Source organism: Geothrix rubra (genome assembly GCF_030268065.1).
Classification (GTDB): domain Bacteria; phylum Acidobacteriota; class Holophagae; order Holophagales; family Holophagaceae; genus Geothrix; species Geothrix rubra.
Window position 1 is genome coordinate 678,900 of the sequence record NZ_BSDD01000002.1, and the last position, 22,225, is coordinate 701,124.

The following is a 22,225-nucleotide window of genomic DNA, read 5'->3' on the forward strand; positions in this document are numbered from 1 at the left end:
CGTGTCTGGAAGGCGCCCCGGTTCGACGGGAGCCTCGCAAGAACGGTACCCGGCGGAACCACTTGCGGACCGGATGGGTGCCTGTTCCGCTCATGCCGGCCCCTCCTGCTGCCATCGCTCCCGCTCCGCCACCAGATCCAGCCCCAGCCGCCTGGCGGCGGTGTAGAGGGCGGGCCGGGCGAGGCCGAGGGTGCGGGCGGCCTCGGCGACCTGGAAGCCGCTGTTGCGCAGGGTCTCCAGGAGGAACCGGCGCTGGAAGGCGCGCGTGGCCTCCTCCCAGGTGCCCTCCTGGGCCTCGGGCTGGTCCAGCTCGGGGAAGTGGCGGGGCTTCAGGATCCCATCCTCGCAGCGAAGGAGGGCGCGCTCCAGGGCGTGCAGCAGCTCCCGCACGTTGCCGGGCCAGGGACGGCGGGCGAGGGCCTGGGGCAGGCCCGGCGCCAGGGCGGGGACCGGCCGCCGGGCGCTCTCGGCGGCGCGGACCACGAGGCGGGGCACCAGGAACGGGAACTCGTGCCGGCGGGCCGCCAGGGCCGGCAGCCGCAGGACGGCCCCCTCCAGGCGGAAGAGCAGGTCCCGGCGGAAGGCCCCGCCGGCGGCGAGCTCCTCCAGGGGACGGTGGGTGGCGGCCACGAAGCGCACCTCCACCCGGATGGCGTGGTCGGAGCCCACCCGGCGGATCTCGCGCTCCTGGAGGACCCGCAGCAGGAGGGACTGGAGCCGGGGCGAGAGGTCGGCCACCTCGTCAAGGAAGAGGGTGCCGCCCCGGGCCGCCTCGATGGCGCCCCGCCGGTCCTGGTGGGCCCCGGTGAAGGCCCCCTTCACGTGGCCGAAGAGCTCGGATTCCAGCAGGCCCTCGGCGAAGGCGGAGCAGTTCACGGCCACGAGCGGGCCTGGGCGTCCCGAGCGCTGGTGGAGCTCCCGCGCCGCCAGCTCCTTGCCGCTGCCGGTGGGGCCCAGGATGAGCACCGGCAGCTCCGTGGGCGCGACCCGGTCCAGCTCCCGCAGCACCGAGGCCATGGGCTCGCTGCCGTCCGTGAGGAGGAGGCCCGGCGCGGGGTCCGCGGCCGGGGCCTGCCGGGCCCGGAGCTGGGCCAGCCAGGGGGCCAGGAGGAGCGGTTCCGTGGGCACCGCGAGGGGTGCCTCCTCCGGCAGGCCCAGGAGGAGGGCCCCCACCGGCGAGCCTTCCCAGTGCAGGGAGAGGCTCCGCCAGATCCAACCCCCGTCCGTGAAGGGCGGCAGGGATCCGTCCCGGGCCAGGCGACTCAGGGCGCCCTCGGGCGGCGGGTCACCGGACCCCAGGTGCGCCACGCGACCTTCCTCCTCCCAGGCCAGCCAGGTGGGATGGGGGCGGGCCGCCAGCCAGGCCGTCAGCAGGCTCCGGGGCGCCCCGTCGGGCGCCTCCGGCGGTTCGGGCCAGAGGGCCCCCAGCCGCGCCTGGTGCCGGGGCGAAGCGGCGCGGTCGGCGAGGACCTGAAGGGCCAGGAGCATCCCCGGCGTGCGGAGATCGGGCCGGCGCTCGAGCACCTGCAGGCCCAGCTCCAGGCGCATGATCTGGTTGGGGCAGGCCCCCCAGGCGGCGCGACAGGCGCCGGGGTCGCCGTGGCCGCGGAGGAGGCGCTGGGCCTCCCAGGCCAGGCGCGTCTCGGGATCCGCCTCGGGCGGGGGCGGTTCCGCGAGGGGGCCCAGGGCGGCGGCCAGCAGGCGGGCGAAGGGATGGCCTTCCACGTGCGGCAGGGCCTCGCGGATCAGCTCCTCCCGACCCAGGTCCAGGGCCGCACTGGCCAGGAGGCCCCAGGCCTCCGGGAAGTCGGGATGGGCCTGGACCAGGCTCCGGGCCTCGGCCAGGGCGGCCGCCGGGCCCCGGTGGACGTCCAGCAGCTGGGCCTCCTCCAGCTCCCGCCAGGGCGAGGGCAGGGGGCCCCGGAGGGCCTGCCAGCGGGCATGGCCGGGGAGGTCGGCCCAGAGCAGCGCCTTGGCGGCGGCGTTGGAGGCGGCCCGGGCGGCCCAACCGCGGGCACCCAGACGCAGGAAGTGGGCGTGGGCCCAGGTGAAGGCCCGCAGGGCGCGTTCCGTCTCACAGGCGTGATGGGCCAGCAGCCCCTCCGCCATCCAGTGGAAGGGGTCCGCGCAGGGATGGACCCGGCTGCCCCAGGGCGGGTAGGCCGGGGAGGGGCCGGGGGGCTCCCCGCCCCAACGCACCCGGATCCGGTCCCAAACCGGGTCGCCGCAGGCCGGCGGGCAGGGGGGACGCGGGAAGACCTCCCCGAGGTCGGCCGCCAGGGCCGCGCCCCAGCCGGGCGGCGGGTCCGCGGGGAGGGTCTGGGCCAGCACCGCGGCCAGGGATCCCTCCGGCAGCTCCCCGGAGGCGAGCCCTCGCGGGGCCAGGGGATCCAGGGCCTCCGGGGCGGCGCCCCGTCCCCGGGACCAGGCCCGGACGCGGGGGTCCAGCATCCAGCGGTCCTCCGGCAGGGCCAGGAGCCACGGGGCCCCGCTGAAGGGACGGAGCGCCTCCGGCAGGTTCTCGAGGACGAGGGGGCCCGCATGAGGCTGGATCTGCGGCCAGGGCAGGTCCGAGTCCAGGGGGCCCTCCGGGAGCAGGCGGCCCTCGCCGTCCATGCCCCCCAGGAGGCAGGCCCACCAGCCCGGAGGCAGCCGGCGCAGGGCCTCGGGCACCAGCCCCTCCAGGAAGGGCGGCAGGTGGAGGCGGCCCTCGGCATCCACCGCGCCCAGGAGCGGGATCCAGCGAAGCCGGGTGGCGCGATCGAGGTAGACGGTGCCGGCGGACATCCAGGGCGCCCCCTCTCCCTCCAGCAGGGCCTGCCAGCACCAGGCCACCAGCTCGTCCTCCCGGGCGCCCCGCTGGTGGGCCGGCACCCCTGGGCTGCCATGGCGGAGCCGGGCCACCCATGCGGGGTCCGGTCGGGGACTGAAGGCCTCCGGCCGGGCCAGGGTCCGGGGGCCCTGGGGACGGCGGGCCTCCTGGTCGAGGCGGGGCCACCGCCCCTCGTGGCCGCCCAGCAGCCAGGCCTGGGCGAGGGCCGCGAGCGTCCAGGCCGGATCGCCCCAGCGCCGACCCCGATCCAGCCCCCAGGGGGCCTTCCAGGATCCGAGCCAGGCCGCCTTCAGCATCCCAGCATGCCCCGCCAGGCGGCCCAGAACCCGGGGAAGGTCTTGGCCACGCATTCCGGATGCGCCAGCTCTCCGCCCCGGCGCAGGCCGCCCACGGCGGCGGCGAAGGCCATGCGGTGGTCGGCGCGGGGATCGAAGGGGCCTCGGGGCCCCGGCTGGGGGCCAGGCTGGATCCGCAGGGTGTGGCCCCCCTCGACTTCGGCCGCGCCGCCCAGCCAGCGGACCAGCTCCGCGGAGGCGTCCAGGCGGTCGCACTCCTTGAGGGGCAGGGTATGGAGCCCCGTCAGCACGGAGGGGGCGGGCGCCAGGGCGGCCAGGGCCGCGAGCACCGGGCCCAGGTCGGGGCAGTCCGTGAGGTCCGCCGTGAACCCCCGCCGCAGGGGACCGGCCACTTCGAGGGTGGCCGGGCCCACCCAGGTCACCCGGCAGCCGGCCTCCGCGAGGAGGGCGGCCAGGGCCCGGTCGCCCTGGGGATCCCCGGGGTCCAGGGGCGAGGCCTCGAGGGATCGCCCCGTGGCGGCGGCGGCGGCCAGGAAGGCGGCGGCCCCGCTCCAGTCGCCCGGCAGGACGAGATCCACGGGCCGGAGCCCTCCCCCCGGGATCTCCCAGCGGCCGGGCTCCAGCCGCGCCTCGCAGCCGAAGCGCCGGAGCCAGTGGGTGGTCAGGGCGAGGTAGCTGGGGCTGGCGACGGCGTCCCAGCGGAGCAGACCGCCCCCGGGCAGGGCCGCGGCGGCGAGGGCCAGGCCCGTGAGGAACTGGCTGCTGAGGCGGGCGTCCACCGCGAGGTCCAGGCGCTGGGGGGGGCGGGGGACCGGGTGCAGCAAGGCGCCGCCCCCGCCGGGTTCCCATCGGGCCCCCAGCGCAGTCAACGGACGCAGGAGCGGATCGAGGGGGCGCTCGAAGAGGCGGGGCTCCCCCGTCAGGTGGACCGGGCCCTCGGCCCGGAGGGCCAGCCAGGGCAGGAGGAAGCGCAGGGTGGTGCCCGAGGCCCCCAGCCACAGGGGACCCGACGCGTGGGGAGCCGATCCGCCGTCGAGGATCCAGGCCCCGGCCGCTTCCGCCAGGGGGCAGCCCAGGGCGCGCAGGGCCTGGCGCATCCAGCGGGTGTCCTCCGCCTCCAGCCCCCCCGCGAGGCGGCTCCTGCCCGGCGCGAGGGCGGCGAGCAGGAGCGCCCGGTTGGTGACGGACTTCGAGCCCGGCACGGAGACGGCGCCCAGGGCGGCCCCGGGGGCGAGCCGGCTGTCCTCCGGAAGTGACAGGTTCATGAAGGCAGGGTGCCCGGGCGGCCCCGGGCCCGCAAGCCCGTCAGCCGATGTTCTCCAGGATGGGCTCGGCGATCGTCTTGTCCGTCACGACGTCGAACTTGTAGACGCCATAGAGGTCGATGGTCTGCTTGTAGCGCAGCCGGATGGTGCAGACGCCGGGCTCGCCCGCGCCGCCGCCGCCGGTCTTGCTGACGGTGATGCTGTTCTTCTGCGCGAGGACATCCACCATGCCCAGCTCCCGGGCCTTGTCCCGGGCCTGCTTCTCCACCAGTTCGAGGGGGATGCGGCTGGCGCTGGAGGCGATGAACTTGCAGCCGTCGGCCAGCTCGCTGTTGTTGTAGTAGACGGGGACGATCTTGAGGCCCGCGGCCACGAGGGCTCCGAAGATGAGCAGCGTGAGGATGCAGCCCACCTTGCCTTCACCGCGCTGGCGCTTCATGGGGGTTCTCCGGGTCATTTCAGATCCTCCAGGGCCTGCCTGGCCAGGGGCGCCACCAGGGGGCCGTCGGGACCGAACAGGGTGGCCTGAGGATACTTCAAGGCCTGCCGGAATGCCTGGGCCGCTTCGGAATGGTAGGCGCTCCCCAGGCGCAGGAAGCAGAGGCCCGTCTCGTAGTCGAGGGTGCCCTGGCTCACGCCCAGGGTTGCGCCCACGTGCGCGTCCCGGAGGACCTCGATGGCCTTGTCGTACCGATGGAAGTGCATGAGGGCGAGGCCGATGTCGAGCTTCAACAGGCCGGCCTCATCCCCCTTGGCGCCCAGGTACTGCAGACGGAGCTGGGCCAGGACAGCGGGATAGGCGAGGGCGTTGGACGCGAGGGGGAGCTCCAGGGGCTCCTGCTGGACGGGAAGCGTGACCGGGGCACCGCCCTGGCTGAGGGTCACGCGGTCCTTGGCTCCCAGGGCCCGGCGGAGGGCCGCGGCGTCGGTCACGGGCTGCCCCTCCACCTGGACGATGGGTTTCTGGAGCTGGAGACCGGCCTTCTGGGCGGCCTCCGAGGCGGCAAGGACCCAGGGGCCCGGCTGGCCCGGGAGGTCCAGGAGGGTGGCGTCGATGCCTCGCGTCTGGAGCGGCAGGGGCGCATTGAGGCGGGCCACCAGGGGACCGAGGGGGTCCTCCTCCAGGGGTTGCACCAGGGTCTGCTCCGTTTCCCCGTCCGCCGTGCTCAGCACCAGCTCCACCCGGTGGATCACCTGGTCCGGCACGGGGACGGCCGTGAGGAACAGCTCGGCCTCGTGGGCGGCCCGCAGGCGGTCCAGGGCCGCCCGGGGGGCCTCCCCGGGCCGGGGGGCCAGGAAGGTCACCTGCTGGAGGCGATCCCCCAGCTTCTGCAGGAGCGCCAGGAGCCGGTCCCGTCCCGTGAAGGCCTGGTCCCCCTCCAGGCCGAGGAGGGCCAGGCGGGGCTTGGGTCGGGCCTCCAGGCTGACGGCGCCGCCTTCGGCCACCGTGAGCCGCTGGGCAAACCCGCCGGAGGGGAACCGCACGAGGAGGTCGTAGGTTCCCGCGCACACGGGGAGCTTCTGGATGGGGAGGGGACCCCGGTCCTGCCCGTCGAGGAAGAGCTCGCCGCCGGGCCAGGCGGAAGCCACCGAGAGCGTGCCCTTCGAGGGCTCCAGGCGGACGACCTGCAGCACGTGGTCGGCCATGGGCGTGGTGAAGGAGGCCGCAATCTCCAGGCGCTTGGTGCGGAAGCAGGGGGCGCGGAGCTCCAGCTCGTGCTTCCCGGGCTTGAGCCCGTCGAGGACGAACCCGGCGGAGAGGTCCTCGGGCCGCAGCCCCGCGGGGATGGCCACGTCGAGGGCCTCGGCGCCGGCCACGCCCTGGGCGCGGCCCAGGCTGCGGCCGTCCAGGAACACCTCCGCGCCGCTGGGCTGGACGTAGAACGTGATGGTCGAGGAGACCCGGGTCAGCTTGAAGTCCACGGACTTCACGTCCCGGGGCCCCAGCTCCACGGCGGCCTCGGCGGGGGTGTGCCCGGGACGCGCGTAGACCAGCTTGTGGGTGCCGAAGGGCAGGAACTTGCGGGCCAGGGCCGGGGTGGCCCTGCCGTCCACGGTGAGGGTCCCGCCCGGCGGGTCGTAGCTGAGTTTCACCTGGGCCAGCTTCTCGCTCCGGAGGCGCTCGAACTGGCCGATGAGCCGCTGGGACGTGAGGGTGCGGTCCACGTCGAAGTCGGGGTTGAGGTCGAGGAGGGCCTGGAGGCGCGTGAGGGCCCGGGCCTTGGTGGCGGGGTTGCGGTCGTCCAGCACCGCCAGCCAGTTGTAGCTCTCGCAGAGCATCTGCGTCCCGGCGGCGTCCAGGGTCGCGGCCCGAGGGGCCAGGGCCGCCACCACGGACTCGAACCGGGCGGTGGCGCCGTCCCGGTCACCCTGGGTGGCCCAGAGGGCCTTGGCCTGGAGGAAGGTGTCCTTGAGGGCGGGATCCTGGGCGCGGAGCCCCGGGGCCGCCAAGAGGCCGAGGAGGAGGAGGGGCAGGAATCGGCGGGGAGGCATGTCAGTCCAGACGGAACAGGGTGTCGTTGCGGCGGTCGCAGAGGACCACGCCGCCGGCGCGGTCCAGGGCCAGGCTGGTGAAGCGGCCGCTCAGGCCCAGGGTCCGGAGGGTGGCCTGACGGAGCACGGCGCCGTCGGGCCCGTACACCACCACCCCTTCGCCGTAGTCGCCGCCGTCCACCAGGGCGGCCACGTGGCCCAGGGGATCCGCGGCCAGGGCCACCACGGACTTGTAGGCGGCGGGCAGGTCCTTCCCGTAGGGCACCGTGAGCCGCGGCTGGCCCTCGGCATCCAGGAAGTGGAGGCTGCGGTCGGCGTCGGAGGCCAGCACCACCCCCCCCGTGGGCAGGGGGGCGAGGGCCGTGGCGACGGGGGAGGGCAGGGCCCGGGAGCTGCCATCCGGAGCGAAGAGGGTGAGGGCGGGGGTCCGGGCGTCGGCCACCCAGAGGTTGCCCCAGCGGTCGAGGCGGCCGCCCGTGATGGCATTCAGGGTCCCCAGCGGCGAGGAGGTCCCGTCCTCCTTCAGCAGCGTGCCCCGCGTGAGCAGCCAGAGCCCGTCCCCGGGCGTGGGCACGAGGGCCCGGGTGCCGGTGGCCGGCGGGCCGACGGGGGCCAGGTCCCCGTCCTTCAGGCGGAAGGCGTGATCCTGGTCGTTCTGGAAGAGGAAGAGGTCCCCCGAGCTGGCCGGGGCCAGCAGGATGGGGGTCTTGAGCCACTTCACCCTCCCCGCGGGCCAGGGTCCCTCCAGGCGCAGGGGCGGCTTCGTGATCCGCAGCTTCACGCGCACCGCCATGCGCCAGGTGGCCTCCTGGGCGGCCGGGCTGCGGGGGAACTCGGTGCGGACCCTCTGGAGCAGGCGCAGGCAGCCGGGCAGGTCGCCGGTGAGGTCCAGGGTCTCGGCCGCTTCCAACAGGGCCTGGGGTGCCGAGGGCCCATCCGGGTGGAGCCGGTAGGCGAAGACGAAGTGCTGCAGGGCCGACCCCCACTGGCCCTGGTCGCGCCAGGCGCGGCCCAGTTCGAGGTGGGCCCCCGCCACGGCGGGCTGGTCGGGGAAGAGGTCGATGACGCGATGGAACTCCGCCATGGCGTCCTTGAGGTCGGCCGGGCGGCGGGCCTGGCGGGCCAGCAGGGTGCCCCGCAGGAGGAGACCCTCGGCGGCCCAGGGGGACTTGATGTACTCCGTCCTCAGCCGGTCCAGGTAGGGCATGGCCGCCTCGGGTTTCTTGGCCACCTCCACCTGGTAGCGGGCCAGCAGGAGCAGGACCCGGGGGGCGAATTCGCTGCGGGGGGCGGACTGGAGCAGCTGGTTCCAGGTCTCCAGGGCCTCCTTGTAGGCCTGGTCGGCGTAGGCCCGCTCCCCGCTCTGGAAGAGCTTCGCGGCGAACTCCCCCTCCTGCGCGGCTCCGGGCAGGGCGCACAGGACGAGGACCGCCGCGGGTCGGAGCCAGGGGGACGCAGCAGACATGAAGGCCTCGGGATCAGGGGGAAATCATAACCACGCGGGGGGGGTCACGGCTCCAGGGCCTTCAGGAGCTGCTCCGGCGTGAACGGCTTGTGGAGGATGCCGAGCAGCCAGCCCTCGCTCCCCTCCGGGGCGGGATCGCGGGCGGCCGTGGCGAGGAGCACCCAGCGGGAGCGCCGCGCCTCGCACTGGATCTTGAGCCAGGGGCGCAGGTCGGCGCCGCTCTCCACCTGCTCCGAGATGAGGAGGTCGACGGGCTGCTCGGCCAGGAGGGTGCCCGCCTCGGCCCGGGTGCCCGCCTCCCGGACCTCCCAGCGGTCCTGGAGGACGGGCATGAGCCGCTTGCGGAAGAAGGCGCTGGGCTCCAGGAGCAGGATCGTCCGGACCTTCGGCCGGCGGGAGAGGTCCGCCTCCTCCAGCCCGAGCGCGAGCAGGGCTCCCTTCGCCGCGCTGCGGAGCCCCAGGCCCTGCGCCTGGATGTACTGTTCGCGGATCAGGTCCGTGAGGGAGGCCTGGCGCGTCAGCCCCCCGATCTCGCAGAGCCGCGCCAGCTCCCGCCACTCCTGCCCCTTCCGGGCGAACTCCCGGGTGAGGAAGTCGGCGATCTCCGCGGCGAACTCCCCCCGCATGATGAACTCGGAATCCTGCAGGGCCTCCCGCAGCGCCAGGAGGGCCTCGGCCCGGGCCGGACCGAACGGGGGCACGGCCTGGATGAGGGCGCGGACCTTCTCCTCCTTGGCCGCGATGTGGCCCAGGCTGGCGCTCCTCCGGCCCAGCTCCTTCAGCACGGCGGCGACCCGGTCGTTGGTGTCGCGATCCCACTCGCTCTTGGTGCGGAGCTCGAACAGGAAGTCGGAGAAGCGGTCCTTGAGGCGGGCGTAGAGGTCCTGGTCGAAGCAGTAGAGGTCCTGGCTGGCCAGGATGGCCCGAAGGCGCTGGCCCTCCCCCTCCCGGTCGTCGCAGCAGCGGGCGATGAGGTGCTCCAGGGCGGGCAGGTCCTCGGTGGGGAAGGCCCGGTCGAAGCCGGGGAAGGCGGCCAGGGCCCCCTCCAGGGCCACGATGAGGACCGTGGGGAGCTTCAGGCTGGCGGCCTTCTCCAGGAGCCCCCGACCGGCCTGGGGGGTGGCGAGCAGGGCCAGGGCCTCCACCAGGGCCTGCTGCAGCCGGGCGGGCTTGCCGTCGTGGAGCAGCTCGAGGAGCAGGGACGCCGAATCCGGGTGGCGGATGGCGGCCAGGGACTCCACGGCCTCCACCACCAGGTCGTCGCGCACATCGCCGCGGAGAAAGGTCATGAGGGGACCGGCGGCGGCCTTCGTGGCGTTCTCCCCGAACACCCGCAGGGCGATGCGGATCTGCTCGGGCTGGCCCGATTCCAGGAGGGACAGCACGGCCGGGTAGGCGGAGGGCAGCTTGCCGAGGTGGTGGATGGCCCGCTGGCCCACGTCCACGATCGGATCCTCCATGGCCCGCAGGAAGAACGGCATGAAGCCGTCCTCCTCCCGGGCGCCCAGGGCGTCCAGGCAGCCCCCCCGGCGGCGCGTGTCGGGGATCCGGAGCACCAGGTCGAGCGCGGCCCCGTCCTCCGGATGGACCAGCTGGCAGAACGCCTGGTCCAATCCCTCGCTGTGGGCGTAGGACGCGAAGGCCGACTGGAGGACGGGGAGGGCCCGCTCCCGCGCCAGGTGACCCGCGGCGACCTGGCGAACCAGGCCTTCGCAGACCTGGGTGAGGGCGGCCGAGGCGAGGCCCCTGCCCCGGGCGGCGCGCTCCTGGGCCTCGGTCAGCATGGCGTTGAACCGGGCGATCTTGCCTTCCAGGAGGGTGGTCAGGGCCTCGACCAGGAAGGTCTCCAGGGGGCCCTCGGCCAGGGGGCGGAGGCGCTCCATGGGCCGGGCGGGGTCCCCGGCCTCCCCGGCCGCGAGGGCCGCGCGGAGGGCCTCGAACTCGCCGGGGGCCCGGGAGGCGAGCCGGGCCTCCAGGGTCTCGAGCAGCTCGGTACGGGCGGCGGTGCGGGCCACGGAGGGGAGCCGGCCGGTCATCCCCTCCAGGAGCTCCAGGTCCCGGAGGGCCCGGAAGGTGTCCTGGAAGAGGTCCAGCAGCCGTTCGCCCGCCTCGCCGCCCGGCAGCTCGGCGATGGCCCTCAGGAGGAGGCGGTGGGCCAGGGGATCGGCCCCGGGCAGGGCTTCGAGAAGGGCCGGCAGGTCGGCGGGCTCGGCGAGGGTGGCCAGGCAGCGCGCCCCCTGGTGGGCGAGGCGGGGATTGCCCTGGCCCTCCATCAGCCGGCCCAGGTAGAAGGCCAGGGGCTGGGTGGCCTCCATGGCGGTCAATTCCCGCTTGAGGATGAGCTGGCGGTCTCCGTCGGCCCGCTGGGCCGCCAGCCGGAGCAGGCCCTCCCGGGCCGACCGGAGCTCGAGCCGTCCCAGGGCGGAGCAGCCCTCGTCGAAGACGCCGAGATCGGGTTCCTGCTGGAGGGCCTTCAGCAGGTGGGGCACCCACTCCGGCCAGTCGAATTTCGCGGTGGCGCCGTAGAGGGTCCGCTTGAGCCCCGGCGTGGCCGTGGGGCTCAGCAGGCGGGCCCCCAGCTCCGGCAGGGCCTGCTGCTTCAGCTGCTGGAGGAGCTGGTGGAGCCGGACCTGGAAGGCGTTGTCCCCCTCGGCATGGGCGCCCAGGAGCGAGCGGAGCTCGTCCAGGGGCGTCAGGGGCATGTGGCGGAGGGGTAAGGCCATCCCTGATTCCATCGGCCCGGTCCGGTCCCGAGTCAAGAACCACAACACGGCCCGGGAGTGCTAGCGTTTTCGCATGCGAGCCCTGCTGATTCCGATCCTCACCCTCCTGGCGGTCACCGCGGGAGCCCAGGACCTCTCCTTCCTGGAGCGGCTGCCGCCGGACGCCCGCGCCGAGGCCCGGGAGATCGTGGGCCGGGCCGATTTCGTCTTCGAGACCCGGACGCCGCCCAAGCATGTCCGGCTGGCCACCATGGAGAAGCTCTTCGACCACCCGCGCGTGGCCGCGGCCATGTGGCGCCAGTGCCGGTTCGTGCCCGCGTTCCATGCCTTCATCCACCCGGATGGGGCCTGGAGCATCGATGACGGCCGGGGCCTGCGGGGCACCATGCGCCTCGTGTACCGGCGGCCGGGGCACCGGGTGTACCTGGTGGAGGGCCGCGCGGAGAAGGGCCGCCTGAAGACCCCCTTCGCCGTGGGGGCCCGGATGCTGACCTCGTACCACTACTGGGAGGGGAAGGACGGCTTCGAGACGGACCTCCAGACCTGGACGGCCCTGGATTCGGCCCTCCTGGGCTTCATGGCCCGTCCCTTCCGCGGCTACATCAAGGGGCGCCAGGACGAGTTCATCGCCTACATCAACGGGAACATCGCCACCTTCGGCGAATTCGCGGACCTGAACCCCCTGGACTTCTACGGCCCCCTCCGGCAGGACGGGGATCCGGTGGCCCTGCGGGAGTTCGAGACCCTCTTCCTGAGGAAGTGATGGGGGAGCTCCGGCGAGCCCTGGAGGCGCTCCGACGGCCCGCCCCGGCCTTCCGCGAGCTCGCCGCCGGGGCCCCCCGGCTGGGCCCCTCCCTGGGTCGGATGCTGGCCTGGTGGCTGCCGCCGGCCCTGCTCCACGCCGGGTTCACGGCCTGGTCCGTCCTCCGGGCCTGGGAGGGGCTCCGCGCGGGCCACCTCCCGGCCTGGACGGGCCTGGTCCTCCCGGCGTGGCTGGATCCGGACGACCTGCGGGAACTCCTGGCGCACCTGCCCCCGGCGCCGGCCCCCGGCGTCGTCGCCGCGTGGCTCCTGGTCCTGGTGCCCGTGGGTGTCCTCGGCATCTGGCTCCACGACGCCGTCTGGGACCACACCTGCCTGTGGCTGCTGGGGGGGCTGAAGCAGAAGCGGGGCTTCCGGGTCAGCCTGGTGGCCGAGGCCCAGGTGCTGCGGGTGGCCGCCCTGGGCAGCTGGGCCGGCCTGCTGGGCCTTCTCCCGGTGGCCGGCACCCTGCTCGCGCTGCCCCTGGCCCTGCTGGAGGGCTGGCTGTGGATCCTCCGGGGCTTCTCCCTCGCGGCCTTCCACGGGTGCGAGACCTGGAAGGGGATCGCGGCCACCGTGCTCCACGCCGTCCTGATGGGACTCTTCGCCCTCGCCTTCGCGGCGGCCTTCCTGGTCCTCCTGGGACGCGCCGGATGAGGCGCGTGCCCTGGATCGCCCTCGGGGCGCTGGCCGCGGCGCTTGGGATCCGCCTCCTGGGGCGCCTGGCGCCCTGGCTGCCGCCCCTGCCGGCCTGTCCCCTCAAGGCGCTCACGGGCATCCCCTGCGCCACCTGCGGCCTCACGCGGTGCGTCCTGGCCCTGGGCCAGGGACGGTGGCGGGAGGCCCTCCACTGGCACCCGGCGGCCGTCGCGGCCCTCGCCCTCCTGCCCCTGCTCGGCGCCTGGGACCTGGCCCGCGCCTTCCGCGACCGTCCCTATCCGCCCCTGCCCCAGGGGCGGGGCTGGCGGCTCCTGGCGGCGGCGCTGCTCCTGGGCGTCTGGGCGCTGCAAGTGGCGCGGGGGATCTAGAGCGGTCATGCTGGGGGCACGTTCCACCACCGGAGTTCCCCCATGTTCCAGCAGATCCTGGATCAGTTGATCGAGCGGGTGCCCGAGGCACTCGCGGCCACCTTCAACGACCGCGACGGGGATGCCATCTGTTCGCGGACCATCCAGGTCTCGAACGAGGCCCTCCAGCTGCTGGGGGCCTACCAGCATGTGGTGAAGCGGCACCTCCAGCAGGCCGTGGAGGAGTTCGACCGGGGCGAGATCAAGCAGGTGGCCTTCGCCACGGACCAGCACTGGATCCTCATGATGGGGGCCCGGGAGCACTGCACGCTCGTGCTGGTCATGCAGCGCGAGGGCCTGCTGGGCCGCGCCCGGTTCTTCATGGAGCAGGCCGTCGAGGCCCTGAATCGCGAGTTGTAGGAGCCTAGATGGATCGCTTCATCGGTCTGGCCGGAATCGTGGCCTTCATGGCCCTTGCGTACGCCCTGTCCCACCGGCGCAGCGCCATCCACTGGCGGACCGTGGCCTGGGGCCTCGGCCTGCAGTGGATCTTCGCGGTGGTGGTCCTGAAGGGGGCCTTCCTCTCCGGCCTGCTGGGCTTCCTCCCCTTCCCCCGCGGGGCCGGGTGGGTGGTGCTGGCCCTGATGTTCCTCCCCATGCTCCTCCGGCGCTTCGCGGGCTACGAGAACCGGACCCTCAACTGGTCCCTCTTCGCCGTCATCATCCTGGGCCTGCTGCGGGGCAACCTGGTGGGATCCACGTTCGACCGCATGCGGGTGGTGGTCCAGCACCTGATGGACTACGCCCATGCGGGGGCCAGCTTCGTCTTCGGCTCACTCTCCGACGGGCCCGGCGGGAAGGTGGGGATGGTCTTCGCCTTCGCCGTGCTGCCCACCATCATCTTCGTGGCGAGCATCTTCGCCGTCCTCTACTACCTGGGCGTGATGCAGTGGGTGGTGGGCGCCGCGGCCCGGGCCATGGGCCGGTTCCTCAAGGTCTCCGGCGCGGAGAGCGTGAACGTGGCCGCCAGCATCCTCATGGGCCAGACCGAGGCCCCCCTGACCATCCGGCCCTTCCTGACCCGCATGACCCGCAGCGAGCTGATGGTGGTCATGACCGCGGGGATGGCCCACGTCTCCGGCAGCATCATGGTGGCCTACGTGCAGGTGGCCCACGTGGACATCGTCCACCTGCTCACGGCCGTGATCATGACGGCGCCCGGAGCCGTGATGATGGCCAAGATCCTGGAACCGGAGACCGAAACCCCCGAGACCAGCGGCGAGGTCAAGGTGGACATCCCCAACCACGATGCCAACGTCCTCGATGCGGCGGCCCGGGGCGCCTTCGAAGGCGGCCAGCTGGCCTTCAACGTGGCCGTGATGCTCATCGCCTTCATCGCCCTCATCTTCCTCATCAACGGCTTGATGCAGGCCATCCATCCGGGCTTCAGCCTGGAGTGGGTGCTGGGCTGGGTCTTCAAGGTGCCGGCCTTCCTCATGGGCGTGCCCTGGTCCGAGGCGGGCCAGGTGGGCGGCCTCCTGGGCAAGCGCATGGTGGTGAACGAGTTCGTGGCCTTCCTGGACCTGGGCCAGATGACCACGCTGTCGGCGAAGGCCAAGCTCATCTCCACCTTTGCGCTGTGCGGGTTCGCGAACTTCAGCAGCATCGCCATCCAGGTGGGCGGCATCGGCGCCCTGGCCCCGGAACGGCGGGGGGACCTCGCCCGGCTGGGCGTGCGGGCCATGCTGGCGGGCACCCTCGCCAACTTCCTGAGCGCCTGCATCGCCGGCATCCTGAGCTGATCGGAAAAAAAAGTCTAAACAGCCAGCCCTCCAGCTTGGCCCCCGAACTGCCGATGGGAACCGGGTGGAGGTTCCCATGTCCAAGTCCCGTCCGGCTCTCCTGGCCCTGGTCATGCTTTCGGCTTCGCTGCTCTCCGCCGGCGACTACGAGGCGCTGCTCGGCGCCATGCGCAAGGCCTGGCCGGGCCGCTCCAGCGTGGCCGTCGTCTGCGATGCCAACGCCAGCCGGGCCGCCCTGAACGCCCTCACGGCCGCGGCCAGCGGCATGCGGGTGCTCGTGGTGGACGTGAAGGGACCCCAGGACATGGGCAAGGCCATCGGGACCCTGAGCGGGCACAAGCCCGATGCCGTCGTCCTCCTGGAGGGCGACCACGTGGCCGGCGACGGTTCCTCCGCCGCCAGCTTCCTCATCCAGCGCATGGCCGCCCAGAAGGTGCCCACGGCCGCCACCACGGAGGCGGGCGCCAAGCAGGGAGCCGCCCTGGCCATCGGCTCCGGCACCGGCGGCAAGCTGCTCTGCAACGCCAAGGTGGCCGCCGTCGCCGGCGTCCCCGTGCCGGCGGGCGCAACGTCCCTCTGAACCGTTCCGGGTCTCAGTGGATGACGGGTTCCATCTCCTCCGCCCCGTCGTGGGGCGGGAGGATGCCCCGCCAGCCCGCCTTCCAGGCCACGTTGAGGGCCAGGCCCAGCAGGATGTAGGTGGCGAAGAAGCCCACGAAGAAGCGCTGCTGGAACAGGATCATCAGGGCGAAGAGCAGGACGATGGACAGGCTGGTGAACATGGCCGCCCGGGGGCTGCCCGCCCGCTTCTTGAAGCTGGGGAAGCGGATCGTGGACACCATCAGCAGCCCCACGATGAAGAGCACCGCGGCGAAGAGGTAGGCGTGGAGGGCCGAGGCCGGGGGCGTCGGGCGCCAGATGATGATGGAGGCCACCACGGCGGCGCCGGCGGGGATGGGCAGGCCCACGAAGTAGCGGGGGTCCACGGAGCCCACCTGGACGTTGAACCGCGCCAGGCGCAGGGCCCCGCAGGCCGTGAACACGAAGCAGGCGGCCCAGCCCGCGGCGCGGATGTGGGAGTCGTGGATGCCCATCTGGAAGAAGCCGTACCGGTAGGCGAGGATGGCGGGCGCCATGCCGAAGCTCACGACGTCGGCCAGGCTGTCCAGCTGGACGCCGAACTCCGTGGCGGTGTTGGTGGCCCGGGCCACGCGGCCGTCCAGCCCGTCGAAGACCCCGGCCAGCACCAGCAGGCCCGCCGCCCAGAGGAAGAAGCGTTCCGGGGTGGCGCCTGCGGCGTTGATGGACATGACCACGCTGGAGAAGCCGCAGAACACCGAGGCCATGGTGATGCTGGAGGGCAGCACGAACATGGAGCGCCGGACGGCGCGGATGCGGCGGGCTTTGCGTTCTTCGGGGCTGAGGCGGGGTCGCATGGGAAAAGTCTCTCACAGTCCTCCGGAATCCAAGGATGGGCCGATCCCGGGGCCATGCCCGGGGAAACGCGCCCCGGTATGCTTGCTACCTCCGGAGGGCGATTGAAGCGGATCGTGGTCATCGGCGGCGGACATGCCGGGATCGAGGCGGCGTACATCGCCGCCCGCATGGGCCTGGACACGACCCTGCTCACCATGAACCTGGACCAGATCGGCCAGATGAGCTGCAACCCCAGCATCGGCGGCGTGGGGAAGGGCCACATGGTGCGGGAGCTGGACGCCCTCGGGGGCGCCATGGGCCGCCTCATCGACGCCACGGGCATCCACTTCCGCATCCTGAACGAGAGCCGGGGTCTGGCCGTGCGCGGACCGCGGGCCCAGGCGGACAAGGTGAAGTACCGCATCGCCGCGCGGCGCCTGCTGGAGGGCACGCCGCGCCTGAAGCTCCGCCAGGGCACGGCCGCGGCCCTCCTGTGGGAGGCGGGCACCCGGGGCCTGCGCGGCGTGGAGCTCCTGGACGGCTCGATCCTCCCCTGCGAGGCGGTGGTGGTCACCAGCGGGACCTTCCTGAACGGCCGGATCCTCATCGGCGAACGGCGGCTGGAGGCGGGGCGGGCCGGCGAGCCCGCCAGCACCCACCTGGCCGAGCAGCTGAGGGCCCTCGGCCTCCGGAACCGCCGCCTGAAGACGGGGACCAGCCCCCGTCTGGCCCGGGCCAGCATCGACTTCACCCGCCTCCAGGTGCAGCCGGGGGACGATCCGCCCCGTCCCTTCAGCTTCTTCAGCGAGGGCATCCCCCAGCCCCAGGTGCCCTGCCACATCGTGCACACCACACCCGCGACCGAGGCCGTCGTCCGGGAGAACCTCGGCCGGTCGAGCCTCTACGGGGGGCACATCGAGGGCGTCGGGCCCCGCTACTGTCCCTCCATCGAGGACAAGTTCGTGAAGTTCCCCGACAAGGGCCACCACCAGATCTTCGTGGAGCCCGAGAGCCTGGAGACCGAGGAGATCTACCTGGCGGGCCTGTCCACCTCCATGCCCCCAGAGGTGCAGCTGCGCATGGTGCGAAGCCTGCCGGGGTTCGAGCAGGCCGAGATCCTGAGGCCCGGCTACGCCATCGAGTACGACAGCTTCGATCCCCTGCAGCTGGACCGGAACCTGTCCGTCCATGGCCTGGAGGGCGTCTGGTTCGCGGGCCAGATCAACGGCACCACCGGCTACGAGGAGGCTGCGGGCCAGGGGCTCCTGGCCGGGATCAACGCCGCGCGGTGGCTGCAGGGCCGGGAGCCGATGGTGCTGGGCCGGGACCAGGCCTACCTGGGCGTGATGGTGGACGATCTGGTCACCAAGGGGACCGACGAGCCCTACCGGATGCTCACGGCCCGGGCCGAGCACCGTCTGAGCCTGGCCTGCGACCTGGCGGACGCCCGCCTGCTGCCGGTGGCCCGGGAGGTTGGCAGCCTCACGCCGGCGGAACAGGCCCGGGTGGAGGCCAAGCTGGCGCGCCGGGAGCGCCTGCGGGCCCAGTGCGGGGCGGCCTGGGTCACGCAGACCAGTCCCTTCGGGCCCGTGGCGGCGCGGGCCGAGCTGCGCCTGGATGCGGGGCTGAGCCTCTCGGACTTCCTGCGTCGCCAGCAGCTGACGTCGGCCGATGCGGACGAGTGTCTCGGCCGCCTGGAAGGCTGGGCGGCGCCCCAGCCCGGATGGGACCCGGCCCTGGAGCGGGACCTGCTCCTCTTCGAGCTCCGCTACGCCGGCTACCGCGAGCGGGAGGCCCGCCTGCTCGAGGGCCACCGGGCCTGGGACCATGTGCGGATCCCCGCGGACTTCCGGGTGGAACACCTGCCGGGGCTTTCCACGGAAGTGAAGGAGAAGCTGAAGCTGCATCGGCCCGAGACCCTGGGCCAGGCCAGCCGCATCCCGGGCATCACCCCGGCGGCGGTGACCCTCCTCCACCTGGTCATCGATCGGTCCAAAGCCATATAACCAAGTTGTGATTCCGGTCCTTGACCTTTCATGTAACTGGAAACTTATTCTGAGGGCCTGACCAGGGAGGTCCGCACATGGCTGCCGCCGAAGTCTCCACGCTCCGTCCCATCAAACTCCTGAAGATCGGCCAGCTGGCCAAGCTGACGGGCATTTCCGCGCGGAACCTGCGCTTCTACGCGGACACCGGCGTGTTCGGGGAACTGCCGCGGTCCCCCAAGGGCTACCGCCTCTTTCCGCCGGAGGCCATGCACTGGGTCCGCATGCTGCGGGCCGCTCAGGCCGCCGGCTTCACCCTCGAGGAGGTGGAGCACCTCCTGCGCGCCCTGCGGCAGGACACGGTGCCCTGCCAGCACGTGCGCCAGGCCCTGGGCGAGAAGCTCTCGGCCCTGGAGGCCAAGCTCAGCGAGATCCAGCTGCTCGTGGAGGTGCTCCGCATCACCCTGAACACGCCCGACGGCGCCAACAGCGAGCTGGGCTGCAACCTGATGGAAATCCTGCTGGCCCAGGCCGAGCGCCTGCCCGCCCTGGCCCGCGCCTGAACCCGGAGACGTCATGAGCATCGAGACCTACACCGTGAAGGGCATGACCTGCGGCGGCTGCGTCCGCCACGTGGAGAAGGCCCTCAAGGCCACGCCCGGCGTCAGCGCCGTCACGGTTGATCTGGCGAGCGCCAGCGCGACCGTGGAAGGGGACGCCAGCTTCGAGATCCTGGTCGCCCAGGTGGCCGAGGCCGGCTACGAGATGAGCCGGAAGGCCTGATCCGCCCCAGGGACCCCGGGGGTCCCCCGGAGGGAACGTGAGCACAGAGACCTACGCCGTCGGCGGCATGACCTGCGCGAGCTGCGTGCGGCACGTGGAGAAGGCGCTCCGGACCACCCCCGGCGTCTCCTCCGTGGTGGTGAACCTCGCCACCAACCAGGCCACCGTGGAGGGCGACGCCACCTTCGAGGCCCTGGCTGAACGGGTGGCCGACGCGGGCTACCAGCTGGATCGCCCCACCCGGGAGGAGGGTGCCGCGGGGCCGGAAGGGGACCTGGGGCCGGCCCGCCTGCGGATGGGGGTGGCGTTGGGGCTCACCGCGCCCCTGTTCCTGGGCATGGTGCCCGGGCTCGGGATCCACCTGCCGGGGGGGCTCCAGGCCCTCCTGTCGGCGCCGGTGGTGTTCTGGGCGGGTGGGGGCTTCTTCCGGCGTGCGGCCCGCCAGGCGCGCCACGGCCAGGCCTCCATGGACACCCTCATCGCCCTCGGCTCAGGCGTGGCCTGGACGTTCGCCGTGGCCGAATGGCTGGGGGGCTCCCATCACCTGAGCTTCGAGACGGCCTCCGCCCTGGTGGCCTTCCTCCTCACGGGCAAGTACCTGGAGGCGCGGGCCAAGACCAGGGCGACCGACGCCCTCAAGGAACTGCTCTCCCTGGCGCCGCCCACGGCCCTTCGGCTGGGCCCGGATGGGTCGGTCACCGAAGTGCCCGTGATCGCCCTGCAGAAGGGGGACCGGGTGCGGATCCTCCCCGGCCATGCGGTGCCTGCGGATGGCCGGATCGCTGCGGGCCAGGCGGAGGTGGACGAATCCATGCTCACGGGCGAGCCCCTGCCCGTGCCCAAGGCCGCGGGGGAGGCGCTGGTGGCCGGCACGGTCGTCCATGGCGCGGCCCTCGAGATGGAGGTCCTGGCCGTGGGCTCGGAGACCCAGCTGGCCCGGATGGCGCACCTGGTGGCCCAGGCCCAGGGGTCGAAGGCCCCGGCCCAGGACCTCGCGGACCGAATCAGCGCCGTCTTCGTGCCGGGCATCCTGCTCCTCGCGCTGCTCACCCTGGGAGGCTGGTGGTGGACCCAGGGCAGCCTGGCGCTGGCCTGGCGTCCAGCCGTGACGCTGCTGGTCATCGCCTGCCCCTGCGCCCTGGGACTGGCCACGCCCGTGGCCGTGATGGTGGGGCTCGGGGCCGCGGCCCGGAAGGGTGTCCTCGTGCGGGACGCCGCGGCCCTGGAGGCCCTCGGCAAGGCCACGGACCTGGCCTTCGACAAGACGGGAACCCTCACGGAGGGCCGGCCCCGCCTCCGGACGGTGCAGGTGCTGGGCGGGCTGGACACGGCGGAGCTGCTGGCCATCGCGGCCAGCCTGGAGCGGGATTCGGAGCATCCCATCGCCCGGGGCCTGGTGGCGGCCCATGGGGGCGCCCTCCGGCCCGTGGAGGGCTTCCGGGCCCACCCCGGCGGAGGCATCAGCGGATCGGTGGCCGGCACGGCCTATCGTTTGGGCAGTGCGGCATTCCTGGGCGTGGCCTTTCCGACCGAGGATCCCGATGGAACCTCCGTCGGACTGGCGGGCCCCACCGGACTGCTGGGCGTCTTCGTGCTGGGGGACCGCCTCCGTCCGGAGGCGTCGGCCGTGGTGGCGAGGCTGCGCGGCCAGGGACTCCGCCTGCACCTCTTCACGGGCGACCGGGAGGCGCCGGGACGGGCCATGGCCCAGGCGGCGGGGATCGATTCGGTGGCGGCGGGCCTGCGGCCCGAGGAGAAGCTCGAACGGATCAAGGCCCTCCAGGCCTCGGGGGCGGTGGTGGGTTTCGTGGGCGACGGGGTGAATGACGCGCCGGCCCTGGCCCAGGCGGACTGCGGGATCGCCATGGGTTCGGGCGCGGGCCAGCAGGGCACTGGCGCGGCCATGGCTGCGGCGCCGCTGGTGCTGCTTCGGGCCGGGCTGGAGCCGGTGCTGGAGGCCCGGCGCCTGGCCGACCGGACCGCGCGGATCATCCGGCAGAACCTGGGGTGGGCCTTCGGCTACAACCTCGTGCTCGTGCCCCTGGCCGCCTTCGGCCAGCTGGAGCGGTTCGGGGGCCCCATGCTGGCCGGCCTCGCCATGGGCCTGAGCTCGCTGACGGTGGTGCTCAACGCGCTGCGGCTCCGGCGCTAGAGCGTGACCGCCAGATCCTTCAGGTAGGCCGCGAACGCCTCCCGGAGATCCGCGCGCTTGAGGGCGAATTCCACGTTGGCCTTCAGGTACTCGAGCTTGTCCCCCGTGTCGTAGCGCTTGGCGGGGATGGGAGCGGCCACGAGCTGGCCTTCCTGGGCGAGGCGCGCGAGAGCGTCCGTGAGCTGGTACTCGCCGCCGACCCCCGGCTCCAGGTGCGCAAGGTGCTCGAACACCCGCGGGGTGAGCACGTACCGGCCCACCACGGCCCAGCGGCTGGGGGCCTTCTCCGGAGTGGGTTTTTCGACAATGGCTGTCACATCCCAGGCATTCTCGTGATCCTTCGGCGCATTCACGATGCCGTAGCGCGAGACGTGGTCCTCGAGGACTTCCTGGACGCCCACCACCGACTTGCCCGTGGCGTGGAAGGCGGCGATCAGCGCCTCGAGCGCGGAATCCCGCTCGTCGAAGACGTCGTCACCGAGCAGGAGGGCGAAGGGCTCGTCCCCGATGGCGTGGCGGGCGCAGAGGACGGCGTGGCCCAGCCCGAGGGGTTCCCCCTGGCGCACGTAGGCGAACTGGGCCAGGTGCGTGATGCCCTGGATCTGGTCGAGATCGCTCTGCTTCCCGCGGCGGCGGAGCGTGTCCTCCAGCTCGTAGGCCACATCGAAGTGGTTCTCGATGGCCTGCTTGCCCCGCCCCGTCACCAGCACCAGGTGCTCGACCCCGGCCCGGATGGCCTCCTCCACCACGTGTTGGATGACCGGCTTGTCCACCAGCGGCAGCATCTCCTTCGGCTGGGCCTTCGTGGCGGGCAGGAACCGCGTGCCCAGCCCGGCGACGGGGATGACGGCCTTGCGGATGCGGGTCATGGTGCCTCCCTGGCAGGGGTGGGATGCCTCCATGATGGACCACCCTGCGCGGGGCGGGGGGTGGTTCCGCGGGGCAGGCCCTCGCAAAACCCAGATACAACGCGGGTTTTGAGCCCCGGGTAGTGAAGATGCAGGCGCGGCGGGCCCTCCCGAAAAATTTCCGCTTGCGTCGGGAGGCCGCTGTGGTAGTCTAAACGTCCTGCGCAGTTGAGGCTGCGGGGAGCCAGGGAGACCTGGGGGCGTCTTTGAAAACCGGATAGGGAGATAGGAAGCCTTTGAGGATTTTCCGTATTGTCTTAGGACGGTGCGGGGGATCGAGATAAACGACCAGAACA

At 73.1% G+C, this 22,225-nt stretch carries 18 protein-coding genes; 10 read left to right on the forward strand and 8 right to left on the reverse strand.

The window, feature by feature from the left end:
* Positions 1-90 precede the first annotated feature (90 nt).
* From QSJ33_RS07850 to QSJ33_RS07875, 6 genes are read right to left on the reverse strand one after another with little or no spacing between them, the layout of a single operon-like run.
* Positions 91-3,129 (reverse strand): sigma-54-dependent transcriptional regulator, encoded by a 3,039-nt coding sequence (locus QSJ33_RS07850; protein WP_285724280.1) that lies wholly within the window; start codon positions 3,127-3,129, stop codon positions 91-93.
* Positions 3,123-4,394, reverse strand: coding sequence for a 3-phosphoshikimate 1-carboxyvinyltransferase (locus QSJ33_RS07855; protein ID WP_285724282.1), 1,272 nt, complete (start codon positions 4,392-4,394; stop codon positions 3,123-3,125). Before QSJ33_RS07855 ends, QSJ33_RS07850 begins: the two co-directional genes overlap by 7 nt.
* A 40-nt stretch (positions 4,395-4,434) precedes the next feature.
* On the reverse strand, positions 4,435-4,833 hold the full coding sequence (locus QSJ33_RS07860) for a hypothetical protein (RefSeq protein WP_285724284.1): 399 nt from the start codon (positions 4,831-4,833) through the stop codon (positions 4,435-4,437).
* A 14-nt stretch (positions 4,834-4,847) separates the two neighbouring features.
* Positions 4,848-6,887, reverse strand: coding sequence for a peptidase associated/transthyretin-like domain-containing protein (locus tag QSJ33_RS07865; RefSeq protein ID WP_285724286.1), 2,040 nt, complete (start codon positions 6,885-6,887; stop codon positions 4,848-4,850).
* A 1-nt stretch (position 6,888) separates the two neighbouring features.
* Positions 6,889-8,352: a tetratricopeptide repeat protein gene (locus QSJ33_RS07870; protein ID WP_285724288.1), complete on the reverse strand. Its 1,464-nt coding sequence runs from the start codon at positions 8,350-8,352 to the stop codon at positions 6,889-6,891.
* Between the two features lie 44 nt (positions 8,353-8,396).
* The gene (locus QSJ33_RS07875) at positions 8,397-11,075 is read right to left on the reverse strand and encodes a HEAT repeat domain-containing protein (protein ID WP_285724290.1); all 2,679 of its coding nucleotides are present in this window, start codon (positions 11,073-11,075) and stop codon (positions 8,397-8,399) included.
* A 73-nt stretch (positions 11,076-11,148) separates the two neighbouring features.
* On the opposite strand from QSJ33_RS07875, the gene QSJ33_RS07880 reads away from it, so the two are divergent.
* From QSJ33_RS07880 to QSJ33_RS07905, 6 genes are all read left to right on the forward strand, one after another.
* Positions 11,149-11,838 (forward strand): hypothetical protein, encoded by a 690-nt coding sequence (locus tag QSJ33_RS07880; RefSeq protein ID WP_285724292.1) that lies wholly within the window; start codon positions 11,149-11,151, stop codon positions 11,836-11,838.
* Positions 11,838-12,533 carry a hypothetical protein gene (locus QSJ33_RS07885; protein WP_285724294.1) on the forward strand — a complete coding sequence of 232 codons (696 nt, stop codon included), beginning with the start codon at positions 11,838-11,840 and terminating at the stop codon, positions 12,531-12,533. Before QSJ33_RS07880 ends, QSJ33_RS07885 begins: the two co-directional genes overlap by 1 nt.
* 5 nt (positions 12,534-12,538) lie before the next feature.
* A complete protein-coding gene (locus tag QSJ33_RS07890; protein ID WP_285724296.1) occupies positions 12,539-12,904 on the forward strand; it encodes a DUF2752 domain-containing protein in 366 nt (121 codons plus the stop codon).
* Positions 12,905-12,946: 42 nt separating this feature from the next.
* Positions 12,947-13,303 carry a roadblock/LC7 domain-containing protein gene (locus QSJ33_RS07895; protein WP_285724299.1) on the forward strand — a complete coding sequence of 119 codons (357 nt, stop codon included), beginning with the start codon at positions 12,947-12,949 and terminating at the stop codon, positions 13,301-13,303.
* Positions 13,304-13,311: 8 nt separating this feature from the next.
* Complete coding sequence (locus QSJ33_RS07900; protein ID WP_285724301.1) at positions 13,312-14,685, forward strand: NupC/NupG family nucleoside CNT transporter; 1,374 nt, start codon at positions 13,312-13,314, stop codon at positions 14,683-14,685.
* Positions 14,686-14,761: 76 nt separating this feature from the next.
* On the forward strand, positions 14,762-15,265 hold the full coding sequence (locus QSJ33_RS07905) for a type 1 periplasmic-binding domain-containing protein (RefSeq protein WP_285724303.1): 504 nt from the start codon (positions 14,762-14,764) through the stop codon (positions 15,263-15,265).
* 13 nt (positions 15,266-15,278) lie between these two features.
* On the opposite strand, the gene pssA is transcribed toward QSJ33_RS07905, so the two are convergent.
* Complete coding sequence (pssA, locus tag QSJ33_RS07910) at positions 15,279-16,121, reverse strand: CDP-diacylglycerol--serine O-phosphatidyltransferase (protein ID WP_285724305.1); 843 nt, start codon at positions 16,119-16,121, stop codon at positions 15,279-15,281.
* A gap of 102 nt (positions 16,122-16,223) precedes the next feature.
* Here pssA and mnmG point away from each other — a divergent pair, with 102 nt between their 5' ends.
* From mnmG to QSJ33_RS07930, 4 genes are all read left to right on the forward strand, one after another.
* Entirely contained in the window at positions 16,224-18,107 is a 1,884-nt protein-coding gene (mnmG, locus tag QSJ33_RS07915; protein WP_285724308.1) for a tRNA uridine-5-carboxymethylaminomethyl(34) synthesis enzyme MnmG, read from the forward strand.
* A gap of 77 nt (positions 18,108-18,184) precedes the next feature.
* Entirely contained in the window at positions 18,185-18,649 is a 465-nt protein-coding gene (locus QSJ33_RS07920) for a MerR family transcriptional regulator (protein WP_285724311.1), read from the forward strand.
* A gap of 13 nt (positions 18,650-18,662) precedes the next feature.
* Positions 18,663-18,869 (forward strand): heavy-metal-associated domain-containing protein, encoded by a 207-nt coding sequence (locus tag QSJ33_RS07925; RefSeq protein ID WP_285724313.1) that lies wholly within the window; start codon positions 18,663-18,665, stop codon positions 18,867-18,869.
* 37 nt (positions 18,870-18,906) lie between these two features.
* Positions 18,907-21,021 carry a heavy metal translocating P-type ATPase gene (locus QSJ33_RS07930; protein WP_285724315.1) on the forward strand — a complete coding sequence of 705 codons (2,115 nt, stop codon included), beginning with the start codon at positions 18,907-18,909 and terminating at the stop codon, positions 21,019-21,021.
* Here QSJ33_RS07930 and galU read toward each other — a convergent pair.
* Entirely contained in the window at positions 21,018-21,890 is an 873-nt protein-coding gene (galU, locus tag QSJ33_RS07935; RefSeq protein WP_285724316.1) for a UTP--glucose-1-phosphate uridylyltransferase GalU, read from the reverse strand. The two genes, QSJ33_RS07930 and galU, sit on opposite strands and share 4 nt — an antisense overlap.
* Positions 21,891-22,225: the final 335 nt, after the last annotated feature.